The 14220-nt window shown below is 33.8% G+C and carries 11 protein-coding genes; 7 read left to right on the top strand and 4 right to left on the bottom strand.

Annotated elements, in window-relative coordinates; translation table 11 throughout:
- The first annotated feature begins 858 nt into the window (after positions 1-858).
- Both BBI01_RS21615 and BBI01_RS21610 read left to right on the top strand, forming a co-directional pair.
- On the top strand, positions 859-1977 hold the full coding sequence (locus tag BBI01_RS21615; RefSeq protein ID WP_065396701.1) for a vWA domain-containing protein: 1119 nt from the start codon (positions 859-861) through the stop codon (positions 1975-1977).
- A gap of 60 nt (positions 1978-2037) precedes the next feature.
- Positions 2038-3477, top strand: coding sequence for an AAA family ATPase (locus BBI01_RS21610; protein WP_065396700.1), 1440 nt, complete (start codon positions 2038-2040; stop codon positions 3475-3477).
- Positions 3478-3560: 83 nt separating this feature from the next.
- Here the strand turns inward: BBI01_RS21610 and BBI01_RS21605 are convergent, their stop codons facing one another.
- A complete protein-coding gene (locus BBI01_RS21605) occupies positions 3561-5189 on the bottom strand; it encodes an acyl-CoA carboxylase subunit beta (RefSeq protein WP_065396699.1) in 1629 nt (542 codons plus the stop codon).
- Positions 5190-5463: 274 nt separating this feature from the next.
- Positions 5464-5985: a GNAT family N-acetyltransferase gene (locus tag BBI01_RS21600; RefSeq protein WP_065396698.1), complete on the bottom strand. Its 522-nt coding sequence runs from the start codon at positions 5983-5985 to the stop codon at positions 5464-5466.
- A gap of 195 nt (positions 5986-6180) precedes the next feature.
- Between BBI01_RS21600 and BBI01_RS21595 the strand changes: the two genes are divergently transcribed.
- Genes BBI01_RS21595 through BBI01_RS21585 form a run of 3 tightly spaced genes read left to right on the top strand, consistent with a single transcriptional unit; the run spans position 6181 to position 8930 of the window.
- A complete protein-coding gene (locus tag BBI01_RS21595) occupies positions 6181-7056 on the top strand; it encodes a DMT family transporter (RefSeq protein WP_065396697.1) in 876 nt (291 codons plus the stop codon).
- A gap of 16 nt (positions 7057-7072) precedes the next feature.
- Positions 7073-8155: a putative type IX sorting system protein PorV2 gene (locus BBI01_RS21590; RefSeq protein ID WP_065396696.1), complete on the top strand. Its 1083-nt coding sequence runs from the start codon at positions 7073-7075 to the stop codon at positions 8153-8155.
- Between the two features lie 10 nt (positions 8156-8165).
- A complete protein-coding gene (locus tag BBI01_RS21585) occupies positions 8166-8930 on the top strand; it encodes a hypothetical protein (protein ID WP_065396718.1) in 765 nt (254 codons plus the stop codon).
- A gap of 426 nt (positions 8931-9356) precedes the next feature.
- On the opposite strand, the gene uvrC is transcribed toward BBI01_RS21585, so the two are convergent.
- Complete coding sequence (gene uvrC, locus BBI01_RS21580; protein WP_065396695.1) at positions 9357-11153, bottom strand: excinuclease ABC subunit UvrC; 1797 nt, start codon at positions 11151-11153, stop codon at positions 9357-9359.
- A gap of 85 nt (positions 11154-11238) precedes the next feature.
- On the bottom strand, positions 11239-12000 hold the full coding sequence (locus tag BBI01_RS21575; RefSeq protein ID WP_065396694.1) for a hypothetical protein: 762 nt from the start codon (positions 11998-12000) through the stop codon (positions 11239-11241).
- Positions 12001-12130: 130 nt separating this feature from the next.
- Here BBI01_RS21575 and hutH point away from each other — a divergent pair, with 130 nt between their 5' ends.
- Positions 12131-13618 carry a histidine ammonia-lyase gene (hutH, locus tag BBI01_RS21570; protein ID WP_065396693.1) on the top strand — a complete coding sequence of 496 codons (1488 nt, stop codon included), beginning with the start codon at positions 12131-12133 and terminating at the stop codon, positions 13616-13618.
- Positions 13619-13688: 70 nt separating this feature from the next.
- Positions 13689-14138 (top strand): GNAT family N-acetyltransferase, encoded by a 450-nt coding sequence (locus BBI01_RS21565; protein WP_065396692.1) that lies wholly within the window; start codon positions 13689-13691, stop codon positions 14136-14138.
- Positions 14139-14220: the final 82 nt, after the last annotated feature.

Here is a 14220-nt window from a genome sequence, read left to right as displayed (position 1 = left end):
GTAGGTCGCCGCCAGTTTTTATTTTATTTTTAAAAGTCTCATACAGTAATGTATGAGACTTTTTTTTTGAACTATACCTAATCCTAATAGCTCTTACGATAATACAATAATACCCAAAAGAACATGGATAATAAGTAATGAGTAATGAGTAATGAATAATGAATAATGAATAATGCAGGGCGTTCTCAAAAAAAGACTTATTACAATTTATTTTCTTACGTTTTGGCTAAAGCCATTGGAATTATTCTTTATGATAAAGCGGGCTAAAGCCCACTTCTATTGAATACTTAATCTGTATATAATATAACTATAAGTTTTTTTCATTCAACCTTTTTATTCCTGGTATCATTTTTCCCACCACTTTTGTCATCCTGTAAGGATCTTTAACTAGGGCTATTGAAACTTTTTATTGGGTAGAATAATACCAGAGAGTTTGATAGCTATCGAGTAGCCTTTCAACTGTCTAGATCCCTACGGGATGACAAAGAGAATGATAATTACTTACAAATCAAAGTATCATACAAATATTCATCATTTATTATTCATCACTAATTACCCATTGTAGGTTACTCATCATAAAGTGGTTGGAATTTATTTTATAGGCAAATAATCCTCTTTTATCACTAATCATTAATACAATCTCCTCCCTAGCCCTGATAGTAACGGCTACCCCGCAGCTGCATTGGATAGCTGGATGCTTTGGGTGTTGGAAAGTAAGGTGCGAGGAGTATAAGTGGATAGCAGGAAATAGCTCCTAAAAATTATATTCTGAAATTAAACCTATATTATTTCTATTCATAAAGACTACAATAGATTAAATCTCTTAAAGATTTTTTATTTATGTTGTAACTTTATTTCATGAAAGAGCATATTGTGAGAGGGTTCAGATTTGATACTTACAAAGCACCCGAACTATCTGTATTTGATCGTTTGCTTGAAATTTTTACCGATTTGCTGACCCACACCTCAGGAGATTTTGATGAAGCAATCGACTGGCTTCGAATGCTGGATGAAGAATATCAGCTTACTACTCCGGAATACACTATTGACGATTTTATAGAGGACCTTAAAAAGAAAGGATATATCCGTGAAGAAATTGATTCTAATGGAGGGAACGGAATTCGTTTGAGTGCAAAAATGGAACAGAATATTCGTAAACAAGCACTTAATCAAATATTCGGAAACCTTGGAAAAAGTGGTAACGGTAATCATAAAACCAATAAGAGTGGAACAGGAGATGATACGACAGGAGAATTTCGTAATTACAATTTTGGTGATCCGGTAGAAAAAATTTCTATTACGGAAAGTCTTAAAAATGCTCAGGTCAATAACGGTATAGGGGACTTTTATCTTACTGAAGATGATTTAATTGTAGAAGACAGCATTCATCAATCACAGATGAGTACTGTCTTGATGATTGATATTAGCCATAGCATGATATTGTATGGTGAAGACCGCATCACTCCAGCGAAAAAAGTAGCAATGGCACTTGCCGAACTAATTACAACCCGTTACCCGAAAGATACTCTGGATATTATTGTTTTCGGAGACGATGCGTGGCCTGTTAAAATTCAGGAATTGCCTTATCTGCAGGTTGGTCCTTATCATACCAATACGGTTGCCGGACTTCAATTGGCAATGGATATTTTACGAAGAAAAAGAAATACCAATAAGCAGATTTTTATGATTACTGACGGAAAACCAAGTTGTGTTCGTCAGGCTGATGGTAGTTATTACATGAATTCTTACGGCTTAGATGAATATGTTGTTCAGAAATGTTATAATATGGCATCTCAGGCTAGGAGGCTGCATATTCCCATTACTACTTTCATGATTGCACAGGATCCTTATTTACAGCGTTTCGTGAGTGAATTTACAGAAGAGAATCAAGGTAAAGCTTTTTACACGGGGCTTAATGGTCTAGGGCATATGATTTTTGAGGATTATGAGACCAATCGTAAGAAAAGAATCCGTTAAAGAATGATTATTCATTAAAAATATTTTTTTCAAAAGTTATAAAAACAGATTTTAAATAAAATGACTGAGAAGCCAAACATAAAGACACTGGGTTCATTGAGAGCATCAGGATATATATCAAAAAATATAAAAGACGAGTTAAGAGATAATTTAAAAATTAAAATTCGTAATAAAGAGTCTGTATTTAAAGGAATTTTCGGGTATGAAAATACAGTGATTCCTCAATTAGAGCATGCTATTCTAAGTAGACATAATATTAATTTATTAGGGTTGAGAGGTCAGGCGAAAACCAGACTGGCAAGGATGATGACATCTTTATTAGATGAGTGGATTCCTCTTGTGGCAGGAAGCGAAATCAATGATGATCCATTTCATCCGATTTCCCGTTATGCTAAAGAGTTAATTGAAAAGGAAGGAGATAATACCCCAATAGAATGGCTTCACCGTGATGAAAGGTTTTTCGAAAAATTGGCTACTCCGGATGTGACTGTTGCGGACCTGATTGGCGATGTGGATCCTATTAAAGCAGCTAATCTTAAACTTTCTTATGCAGATGACCGTGTGATTCATTTTGGAATGATCCCTAGAGCAAACCGTTGTATTTTTGTAATTAATGAATTGCCGGATCTTCAGGCGAGAATTCAGGTTTCTTTGTTTAATATTTTGCAGGAAGGAGATGTACAGATTCGAGGATTTAAGGTGAGAATGCCTTTAGATATACAGTTTGTTTTCACTGCGAATCCTGAGGATTATACCAACAGAGGTAGTATTGTGACTCCATTGAAAGATCGTATAGGATCACAAATTTTGACTCATTATCCTGAAAATATCAATGTTGCAAGAGAAATTACGAATTATGAATCAAGTTTAGACAGCCGTCAGAAAGATGGAGTATATGTTCCTTCTTTAGCAAAAGACCTTTTGGAACAGATTGGTTTTGAAGCTCGTGAAAGTGAATATGTAGACTCAAAAAGTGGAGTGAGTGCCCGTATGAGTATTACAGCTTTCGAAAATCTATTGAGTACGGCGGAGCGTAGATCTTTACTAACAGGTGATGAAGCAACTTCTGTAAGATTAAGTGATTTTGTGGGGGTAATTCCTGCGATCACTGGAAAAGTAGAACTTGTTTATGAAGGAGAACAGGAAGGAGCAGAAGCGGTTGCTCAATTATTGATTGATAATGCAATCAGAACTTTATTCACTTCCTATTTTCCAAAAGTGGAAAAACTAGAAAAAAAGAGCATTGACGGACCCTTTAGCCAGATTACGGATTGGTTTTTGGAAGATGATGGATTCTTAGAAATTACAGATGAATCTTCGGATGAATCTTATGCGAAATCTCTTAATAAGATTTACCCTCTTGATCAGATTATTGAAAAATACCAATCAGATACTCAATCTGAAGATATTTTATTCTTAAAAGAGTTTATTCTTTGGGGATTGGCTGTGAATAAAAAACTGAATAGAGAAAGATTCAGAACAGGAGTTTTCTTTTCTTAAATTTTCTAAAATTTCAAGTATATAAAGCAAAAAGATGTGGAGATCAATTCCACATCTTTTTTTATTTTTAATCGGGAGAATTATCAAACCTGAATAACTCCTAAATTGAATTTTTCGGTAATAGGAGAGTTATTTGCTGCTTCAATCCCCATAGAGATCCATTTTCTTGTATCTGTAGGATTGATAATAGCATCTGTCCATAATCTGGCTGCTGCGTAAGTGGATTCTGTTTGCTTTTGGTATTTTTTAGAAATTGTATCAAGAATTTCGTTATGTTCTTCTTCTGATATCTGTTTTCCTTGCTTTTTCAATGTTGATTCCTGAATCTGAGCTAGAACTTTTGCTGCTTGTGCTCCTCCCATCACGGCTAGATCTGCCCAAGGCCACGCAACAATAAGTCTTGGATCATAAGCTTTTCCACACATGGCATAGTTTCCTGCTCCATAAGAGTTTCCTGTAATAATTGTGAATTTAGGAACTACAGAATTAGAAACTGCATTTACCATTTTAGCACCATCTTTAATGATTCCTCCATGCTCTGATTTCGAACCTACCATAAATCCGGTAACGTCCTGTAAGAAGATTAAAGGAATTTTTCTTTGGTTACAATTTGCAATGAATCTTGTCGCTTTATCTGCAGAATCAGAATAAATTACTCCTCCAAACTGCATTTCACCTTTACCGCTTTTAACCAATTTTCTTTGATTAGCAACAATTCCTACAGACCATCCATCCACTCTTGCTGTAGCACAAATAATGCTTTTACCGTAGTCTGGCTTATATTCTTCATATTCAGAGTTATCTACGATGCATTTGATAATTTCGTATGTATCATATTGTTCAGCTCTTGAAACAGGCATGATTCCGAAGATATTATCAGGGTTTTCTTTTGGTGGGAAACTTTCTATTCTGTCAAAGCCTGCTTTTTCCGTACTTCCAATAGATTTCATGATATTTTTGATTCTGTCTAAAGCATCTTTATCATCTTTCGCTTTATAATCCGTAACTCCTGAAATAGAACAATGAGTAGTAGCTCCTCCTAATGTTTCATTATCGATGCTTTCTCCTATGGCAGCCTTTACAAGGTAGCTTCCGGCAAGGAAAATAGAACCTGTTTTATCTACAATCATAGCTTCATCACTCATAATCGGAAGATAAGCACCACCAGCTACACAGCTTCCCATAACAGCTGAGATTTGAATAATTCCTGAAGCACTCATTTTAGCATTATTTCTGAATATTCTACCGAACATTTCTTTATCCGGGAAAATTTCATCCTGCATAGGTAAGTAAACCCCTGCAGAATCTACAAGATAAATGATTGGAAGTCTGTTTTCCATTGCAATCTCCTGAGCTCTCAGATTTTTCTTTCCAGTGATAGGAAACCATGCTCCAGCCTTTACTGATGCATCATTTGCTACAACGATACATTGTCTTCCGGAAACATAGCCAATAACCACTACAACACCACCGCTAGGGCAGCCTCCATGCTCTTCATACATTTCATAACCGGCGAAAGCACCTACTTCTATGGAATCTGAACCTTTATCAAGAAGATATTCTATTCTTTCCCTTGCAGTCATTTTTCCTTCGTCACGAAGCTTTTGAAGTCTCTTTTCGCCACCTCCTTTTTTGATCTCGGCAAGCAAGCGATTTATCTCTGATAATTTTAATCTGTTCTGATCTTCTCGTTTGTTGAATTCGATGTCCATAGAATTTTCAATTTTTTACGCTTAAAGATACTATTTTTATGAGGAATATGAATTGGATGTAAAACAGATGTTTAATTATTTGGTTACTAGTAAATTGTGAAATTTTTAACAAAAAAATATTTTTAAATAATTTATATTTTTTCTAACTTTACATCAGAGTAACAGAGGGTGAAATCCTCTGAAAAATACTCAGTTCCTAGTTTATTTTTTTAATAGTTTATTATTTGAAGGCCCTGAAAGTTCAACCAATTTTCAGGGTTTTTTTTATGATAGATTAATAATATTTTCTATACTCTACAATATTGAGATCATAGAGGTTATTTTTATTTTTTTTATATGTAATAAAAGGAACAAATCCTATTTTTTCAGGAATTTTTCTGCTTGCTATATTTTCTTCGTCTACCGGATATAAAATATATTTAAATGTAAAATGATCTTCCAGAAATCTGATAAGAGCTGTTACAATTTCAGTTCCTAATCCTTTTCCCTGGGAGCTACTTTTTAGCCATAATCCTAGCTCAATTGATTCCTTTGTAATATTATGAATGCCACAACATCCTATAAATTCTTTATTCGAATCTAAAACGACCATCACCAGGTCTGTATTTAGCAATAAAGTTCTTTCTGAGTTTTCTACAAAGTCACTAATCTCTTTTTTATTACCTTCCGGATTAAAAGGCATATACCGCGTAACTTCCTTAGTAAAATGTTTTAAAATGTCATCTACATATGTAGAATCTACAGTTTTTAAGGTGAGATTTTCTGTTTTGATTATAATATCTGAATGTAATTCCATATTCTTAGAAGAAATAAAATTTCTTATTTACGTCAATATTTTTAAAAAAGTGAATAAAACAGTTCCTATATTAGAAAGGAAAACGATTAAAAACTTTATTTTTCATTTTTTTACTAATATAAATTTAGATTTTTTATAAGATTTATAAAAGCCTATTTGTAAATTTGCCTGTTAAAATTTCAAAGAGGTTAGGTTATGCATAAATTAGCGCTTTTCAGGTTGCATTTAATAGTATTTTTATGGGGATTCACTGCAATTTTAGGAAAACTGATTCATGCTAATGCACAGATTCTGGTATTTTACAGGATGCTGTTTGCAGCAATATTTCTTTTTGTGTTTATCAGAATATATAAAAAGGAGAGTATAAAGGTCTCCAAAAAGATATTTTTTCAGCTTGCCGCAATTGGTTTTGCCATGGCGCTTCACTGGTACTGTTTCTTTTACTCTATTAAAGTTTCCAATGTTTCTATAGCATTAAGCTGTCTTTCATTATCCACACTTTTTGCTTCAATTCTGGAACCCGTCATTTTTAAGAGAAAAATTGATGTTTCAGAAGTCGTGATGGGTGTAGTAATTGTTGCATGTATTTTATTAATCTTTAAAACAGAATTTCAATATAAAGAGGGCATCATTTATGGAGTTCTCTGTGCTATTTTCGGAACTATATTTTCTGTTTTCAATGGTAAAATGTTTGGTAAGACAAGTTCTGGAAATATTATTTTTTACGAAATATTCTCTGGTTGGTTTATTTTAATGTTATTTTACTTGTTCTCAGGGCAAATTTTTACGATGAATGAAATAAACTATAGAGATTTAGCGTTAATATGCTTGTTAGCAAGTGTTTTCACCGCTTTTCCTATGCTGGAATCTGTGAAATTAATGAAGTATATATCGCCTTTTACTCTAATTTTAACAGTTAATTTGGAACCTGTTTACGGAATTATACTAGCTTTTTTTATCTTTGGGGAATCAGAACATATGAGTCCTATATTTTATATTGCTTCAGCCGTTATGATACTGGCAATCATTGCGAATGGATTAATTAAAGCCAGGAAAACAAAAAAACTTTAACTAGCATCAATTTTATATGATGAAAAAATATTTTTTACTTGCATTTTCATTGCTTTTTGGGATATCTCAGTCTCAGATTATCAGGAAATATTCCAATGAATTCTTAAATATTGGAGCAGGTGCAAGAGGATTGGCAATGGGAGGAGCTGTCATTTCCAATCAGAATGATGTATATTCTCCTATGTGGAACCCGGCAGGATTAATGTCTATAGACAGAGACTGGCAGGGAGCAGCAATGCACGCAGAATATTTTGAATCTATTGCGAAATATGATTACCTGGCGTACGCAAAAGTATTGGAAGAAGGTGTTTTTGGAGTATCTGTAGTGAGACTTGGAGTAGATAATATTTTGAATACGACTCAAATGATCGATTCTGAAGGGAATATTGATTATGATAAAATCACGAAATTCTCTCAATCCGATTATGCTGCAATACTTTCCTATGCATTTCGTCCTGGAGGTAATCCAAATCTTGATGTTGGGGTGAATGCGAAGATTGTTTACAGAAATGTAGGTAAATTTGCTAACGGTTATGGTTTTGGTTTTGATGTAGGAGCTATTTATAAAGGAGAAAACGGATGGAAATTCGGGGGAATGGTGAGAGATATTACCACTACAGTTAACTTCTGGAGCATCAATCAAAAGGAATTATCAACTGTTGTAAATGGTGAGGAATTTAACCCGGCACCGAAAGATAAAATGGAACTTACGATGCCGAAATTAAATGTCGGAGCAAGTAAACTGTTTGAAATTAACAGCAGTGTTTATGTATTACCTGAAGCTGGTATCAATGTAGATTTTGCTAAAACAGCATCATTGATCTCTACAGATTTTGCAAGTATCAGCCCATATGCAGGAGCAGAATTAGGTTATCAGAAAATGATTTTTGTAAGATTAGGGATCAATAGATTTCAGTCTATTACAGATATAGAGGATTTAAAAAGAAAAGTTTCTTTCCAGCCAAGTGCAGGTATTGGGATCAGATATAGAGGACTTACCCTGGATTATGCAATTACAAATTCCGGAATAGGAGGTTCAAATTTCTTCTCCAATTTCTTCTCGCTTAAATTGGATATGGGAGAATTCAGAAATGACTAAATTGAAAAAAATGAAAAAGATATCAGTATTTGCGTTGGCGATTTGTTCAGCCTTAGCTTTCGGACAAAAAGTTTCAGATTATAAATATATTTTAATTCCAGAGAAGTTTGAGACGTTTAAAAACAACAGCTACGGCTTGGGAGAATATCTTGAGAAAGCATTAAAGAGCAAAAGCTATGTGGTTTTACCAAAAAGTATAGACCAATGGCCATCAGAAGCTAAAGACAATTCCTGTAATGTTCTTAATGCAAATATCCTGAATGACAAAAGTTTATTTACCAATAAAGTGATATTACAGTTCAAAGACTGTAAAAATAAAGTTGTTTTAGAATCTAAAGGACGTTCTGATATTAAAGAATTTGAAGAAGGTTTCCCTGATGCGTTGAAGCAGGCATTAATGATAGTTGGCGCTTCTAATCCGGTAGCAATGCTGCCTGCAGTTCAGACACAGGTTTCTAGTGTAGCAACAAATAATACTCAGGTTTCTACTCCTGAAACAACCACTACTTCTTCAGTTGTACCAACAGCGGGAAATTATACCAATGGTAAAATTGTCGTTCAGAAAATACAGATTGACGACAGTCAGTTTATTTTAGCACAAGCAGGAAGTTCAGTTCCATTTGCAGTCTTTAAGGCTACGTCAAGGAAAGATGTGTTTATGGTAAAATTAGCCGATGGTAATATGACAACCGGTTACTTTGAAAACGGAAATATTGTAATTGATATTCCGCAGGCTGACGGTAAATTTACCAAAGATGTTTTTATAGGAAAATAATAGATTAATATCTTTAATGAAAATAAAAATAAGCTCTTGAAAAAGAGCTTATTCGTTTTTAATATGTTGATGTGTTTTTTCCTTTCGTTTAAATGAACTTAGAGTTTTTCTACTAAGTTTCTGTTTTTGAAAAAGAATAACACTAAATACCGATGGAAATAGTAATTCTGTAATGTTATTTACAAAATGAGAATTTTTTTCATGGTATTGTTGTTATTAATTAACAATACTAATTTATGAAAAAAATATAAATAATACTATTATTTATAAAATATTTTAATAATATATTGTTTTTATTGTTTAATAACTATGTATAAAGTAGGGTGTTGATGTTTTTGTCTCTTATTGAGAAAATGAAATCAGGGATAAATATTCTATAAAAAAGTTCATTTAATTGTGAAAAAACAAATGGGATAAAGTTTGTAATTAGGCATTACCATTGAAATATTCCCAAATAACTTTCGCTTTACTTTTTCCTAAAATCTCTTCCAGTGTTTCCTGATTTGCTTCTTTGATTCGTTTAACAGATTTCAGTTTGGATAATAATAACTCAATGGTTTTTCCTCCAACACCCGGAATTTCTTCCAGCTCAGATTTTATTGTAGAATTTTTTCTTCTTGTTCTGTGATGTTTTACCCCAAAACGGTGAGCTTCATCACGTACTCTTTGAAGGATTTTTAACGTTTCAGATTTTTTATCAAGGTATAATGGAATCGGATCTTCAGGAAAGAAAATTTCCTCCAGTCTTTTAGCGATTCCGACAATGGTTATTTTGCCATACAATCCTAATAGTCTCAAACTTTTTACAGCGGAAGATAATTGACCTTTACCACCATCGATAAGGATCAGTTGTGGAAGATTATCTCCTTCATCCAGCATTCTTTTGTAACGGCGATAGATTACTTCTTCCATCGTTGCAAAGTCATTCGGACCTTCTACTGTTTTGGGATGAAAAATTCTATAGTCTGCTTTACTTGGTTTACCATCTTTAAAAACTACACAAGCCGAAACAGGATTGGTTCCCTGGATATTCGAGTTATCAAAACCTTCAATATGTCTTGGTTCCACAGGCATTCTGAGAAGCTTTTGCATTTCAGCCATGATTCGGTTGGTATGTCTTTCCGGATCAACAATCTGTACCTGTTTTAATTTTTCCAGACGATATTCTTTAGCATTCTTTTCTGAAAGCTCCACAATTCTCTTTTTATCTCCAACTTTAGGGACGATAAGTTTTACATTCGGAATTTCAACAGTCAAATGAAAAGGTAGAAGAACCTCTTTTGAATCGGAACCAAATTTCTGTCTGATCTCAATTAAAGCTTCTTCCATAATATCCTCATCCGTTTCTTCAAGGATTTTTTTGATCTCAGTTGTAAAACTCTGAATGATATTTCCGTTTCTGATTTTAAAGAAATTCACATAAGCCGCTGTTTCATCACTGATCATTCCAAAGACATCTACATCATCAATATTTGGATTTACAACGGTGTTTTTAGCCTGATAATCCTCCAATATATCCAGTCTTTCTTTGATAATCTGTGCTTCTTCAAACTTAAGATTCGAGGCAAGTTTCATCATCTGATTTACCAGATAATCTTTAGCTTTACGGAAGTCTCCTTTGATGATGCCACGGATAGCGTCTATTTTTTCATCATATTCTTCTTTACTTTCAAGATCCTCACAAGGTCCTTCGCAATTTTTGATATGATACTCAAGACAGACTTTGTACTTTCCTTCCGCAATTTTGTTAGGTGCAAGGTTCAGATTGCAGGTTCTTAGCTTATAAATATGTTTGATGGTATCCAACAGAATTTTTGCCGGACGTACTTTTGCATAAGGACCATAATATTCGGAACCGTCTTTAATTTTATTTCTGGTGAGAAATATTCTTGGAAAATCTTCATTTTTAATACAGATCCAAGGATATGTTTTGTCATCTTTCAACATGACATTGTAGAACGGCTGATGTTCCTTGATCAGATTGTTTTCCAGTAAAAGAGCATCATACTCACTATTGACAATGGTTGTTTCCAGACGTTGGATTTTACTCACCATGATTTTGATCCTGTATCCTGAAAGATTTTTATTGAAATAGGAGAGAACCCTTTTCTTTAAATTTTTAGCTTTTCCTACATATAATAACTGATCGTTTTTATCATAATAACGATAAACGCCGGGTTCTGATGGTAAAGTTTTAAGCTGTAATTCTAAAGAAGGATTCATGTAACAAAATTAAGGAATCTTTCTATTTAAAAAGAAAAAACCTGCAGAATGCACTACAGGTTTTAAAATTTATGTTTGAATACTTTTATCCGTTACTCATTTCAGTATAAGCATTTACCAGAAAACTGAAATAATCCCACTCAACAGAATTTTTAGGATAGAGCTTCATGAATTCCTTATTATCTCCAAAAAGGAAGTCATAATTATCCTCAAAATCATCTTTATGAAGCCACATTACTTTGTCTCCTTTCTTTACATAATAGGATTTGATAACCCCACCACCAAGCTGAGGACTTCCCATTACAGAAAAACCAGTTGTTTCTTTCGCTCTTGGATCATGATATACAGAAATAATATCGTCAAAGTCCGGATTGATAACTTGCATCAGGAATTCTTTATCATCCTTTTTATTTTTGAGAGAGACAGTTTGGTTCACAAAATATATTCTGTCATTATTGGTTCTTTTCGTCAGTTTTTTGGTACTATAGTTTCTAATGTTGCCCATATACCTCGAAACCTTCATTATTTTTTCCGCATTACTTGGGTAAACATACATTTCACTGATCTGATCAGCATTGAAATTCGCTGCTTTCTTCGTAATACTGTCCTTGATGGCTACTTCATAGATTTGCCCTTTCTTGGTTTCAATTTTGTTGCAGAATCCTTTGTGGGAAGTACCGTCTTTTAAAATAATAGTTGATGTTTTCTTGGGAGAAGGAGTATTAAAACCTTCATTAAAAAGGTAAGTCTCCATTTTTTTGATGTCTTCCTTTGAGTATTTTATTTTCTGTGCAAAGGAAGTTGTTCCTGCAACGCATAATGCAAGCAGTAAAGTTTTCAGTCTCATGTATTATAGTTTTTAATTTCGGAAGTAAAAATAATAAATTAATTCACTTCTTCATATAAAAAGATAGAACGATGAAATTTAGTTTCTCCAATTATTGTTAAATGCGTAATTTTAAGAAAATTTTTTAGAAATGATATACGGAGTAGATGTTTTTACTTTCCATGATGTTCTGGAAATATGTAAAAAACCTAATAAAGCCAAGCTGAATAAAGCAGCAAAAGAACAAATTTTAAAATCTCAGAAAAACGTACAGCAAATTGTAGAATCCGATAGATGTGTATATGGAATCAATACAGGTTTCGGTCCGCTGTGCGATACTAAAATATCTGCTGATGAAACAGCTCAATTACAGTATAACCTTATTATCTCTCATGCAGTAGGAGTAGGAAAGCCCATTGACAAGGAACTTTCCAAAATTATGATGATCGCGAAAGTTCATGCTTTATCAAAAGGATTTTCAGGAGTTTCCCTGGAAGTTATTGAAAGGATGATCCTGATGCTTGAAAAAGACATTATTCCTGTAGTTCCTGAGCAGGGATCTGTAGGTGCTTCGGGAGACTTAGCACCTTTAGCTCACCTTGTATTGCCTTTATTAGGATTAGGACAGGTTTGGGAAGGAGACCAGGTTTTCGAAACCATGGAAGTATTGGAGAAACACGATCTTGAACCATTGGCATTGGGACCAAAAGAAGGTTTGGGATTAATTAACGGAACACAGTTCATTTTAGCCCATGCAATTAAAGGATTAGAAAAATTTGAATATCTTTTAGACCTTGCAGATGTGACGGCTGCTATGAGTATTGAAGCGTATAGAGGCTCTGCAAGTCCGTTTAAAAAAGAGCTTCACGAGATCAGACCATTCGAAGGAAGCAAAAAAGTAGCGGCAAGAATGCTTAAATTCTTAAAAGGTTCCGAGAATATGCAGGCTCACGAAGATTGTGAAAGAGTACAGGATCCTTATTCTATGAGATGTGTACCACAGGTTCACGGTGCAAGCAGAAATGCTTTCGAACATCTTAAAAGCATGGCTGAAACAGAATTGAACTCTGTTACCGATAACCCAATTGTATTAAGCGCTGAAGAATCTATTTCTGGAGGAAACTTCCATGGGCAATTAATGGCATTACCATTAGATTATGCAACGTTGGCAGCTGCAGAATTAGGAAATATTTCGGACAGAAGAAGTTATTTATTACTGGAAGGAAAATATGGGCTTCCAAGATTATTGACGGAAAGCTCTGGATTGAATTCAGGATTTATGATTCCTCAGTATACTTCTGCTGCATTGGTAACGGAAAACAAAACATTATGTTTCCCTGCATCAGCAGACTCTATTCCTACAAGTTTAGGACAGGAAGACCATGTTTCTATGGGAAGTATTTCAGGAAGAAAATTCAATCAGGTTCTTGGAAACTTGGTGAATATTTTATCTGTAGAACTTATGTTTGCTGCTCAGGGACTGGAATTCAGAAGACCATCCAAATGTAATAAAGTGATTGAAGAAAACTTTACCATCCTTCGTTCTAAAGTGGCTAAGCTTGAAGACGACAGGCTGATCGGTAAAGACATGCTTGCTATCGCTGAGTTGATCAATGAAAGAAAGTTTGTTGTAAACTAATCAAAATAAAAATGAAAGGCTTCCGAAAGGGAGCTTTTTCTTTTATAAAATGATTTAATTCTTGTTAAAAATGAAAATAAAAAGACTTGATTCTATCCATATAGATTTTCAGACCCTTGTAAAACATCTCGATGCTACTCTTGCAGAACATAATGGTGATGACCATGCTTTCTTTGATCAGTTTAATAAAATTGATTTAATTAAGAACTGTATTGTCGTTTATATCGATGAAATTCCGGCGGCATGTGGAGCATTCAAAGAATATTCAAAAGATACTGTTGAAATCAAAAGAATGTTTACCAATCCGGTATTCAGAAAAAAAGGGTTAGGAACAGCTATTGTCCATGAATTGCAAATCTGGGCAACTGAATTAGGCTATAAAAAAGCCATATTGGAAACGTCACGAGAACTGAAAAACGCTATTTCCGTATATGAAAAAAGTGGGTTTCACAGAATTCCTAATTATGGGCAATATATTGACGTAGATGACAGTGTATGCTACGAAAAAATATTAAGATAAAGTTTTGATCTGTTATAAGTAAAGTTTTGATTGCTAACAGGTAATTAATATTCATATAATGGTAAATTCATTTTTTTTACAA

Source organism: Chryseobacterium artocarpi (assembly GCF_001684975.1).
GTDB lineage: Bacteria > Bacteroidota > Bacteroidia > Flavobacteriales > Weeksellaceae > Chryseobacterium > Chryseobacterium artocarpi.
This window is presented reverse-complemented; position numbering and strand designations above follow the sequence as displayed.

Bases quoted from the DNA above. Each gene is read 5' to 3' on its own strand.
- BBI01_RS21575 (WP_065396694.1), bottom strand. From the start codon at position 12,000: ATGAGACTGAAAACTTTACTGCTTGCATTATGCGTTGCAGGAACAACT.
- BBI01_RS21585 (WP_065396718.1), top strand. From the start codon at position 8,166: ATGAAAAAGATATCAGTATTTGCGTTGGCGATTTGTTCAGCCTTAGCT.
- BBI01_RS21610 (WP_065396700.1), top strand. From the start codon at position 2,038: ATGACTGAGAAGCCAAACATAAAGACACTGGGTTCATTGAGAGCATCA.
- BBI01_RS21600 (WP_065396698.1), bottom strand. From the start codon at position 5,985: ATGGAATTACATTCAGATATTATAATCAAAACAGAAAATCTCACCTTA.
- uvrC (WP_065396695.1), bottom strand. From the start codon at position 11,153: ATGAATCCTTCTTTAGAATTACAGCTTAAAACTTTACCATCAGAACCC.
- hutH (WP_065396693.1), top strand. From the start codon at position 12,131: ATGATATACGGAGTAGATGTTTTTACTTTCCATGATGTTCTGGAAATA.
- BBI01_RS21590 (WP_065396696.1), top strand. From the start codon at position 7,073: ATGATGAAAAAATATTTTTTACTTGCATTTTCATTGCTTTTTGGGATA.
- BBI01_RS21605 (WP_065396699.1), bottom strand. From the start codon at position 5,189: ATGGACATCGAATTCAACAAACGAGAAGATCAGAACAGATTAAAATTA.
- BBI01_RS21565 (WP_065396692.1), top strand. From the start codon at position 13,689: ATGAAAATAAAAAGACTTGATTCTATCCATATAGATTTTCAGACCCTT.
- BBI01_RS21595 (WP_065396697.1), top strand. From the start codon at position 6,181: ATGCATAAATTAGCGCTTTTCAGGTTGCATTTAATAGTATTTTTATGG.
- BBI01_RS21615 (WP_065396701.1), top strand. From the start codon at position 859: ATGAAAGAGCATATTGTGAGAGGGTTCAGATTTGATACTTACAAAGCA.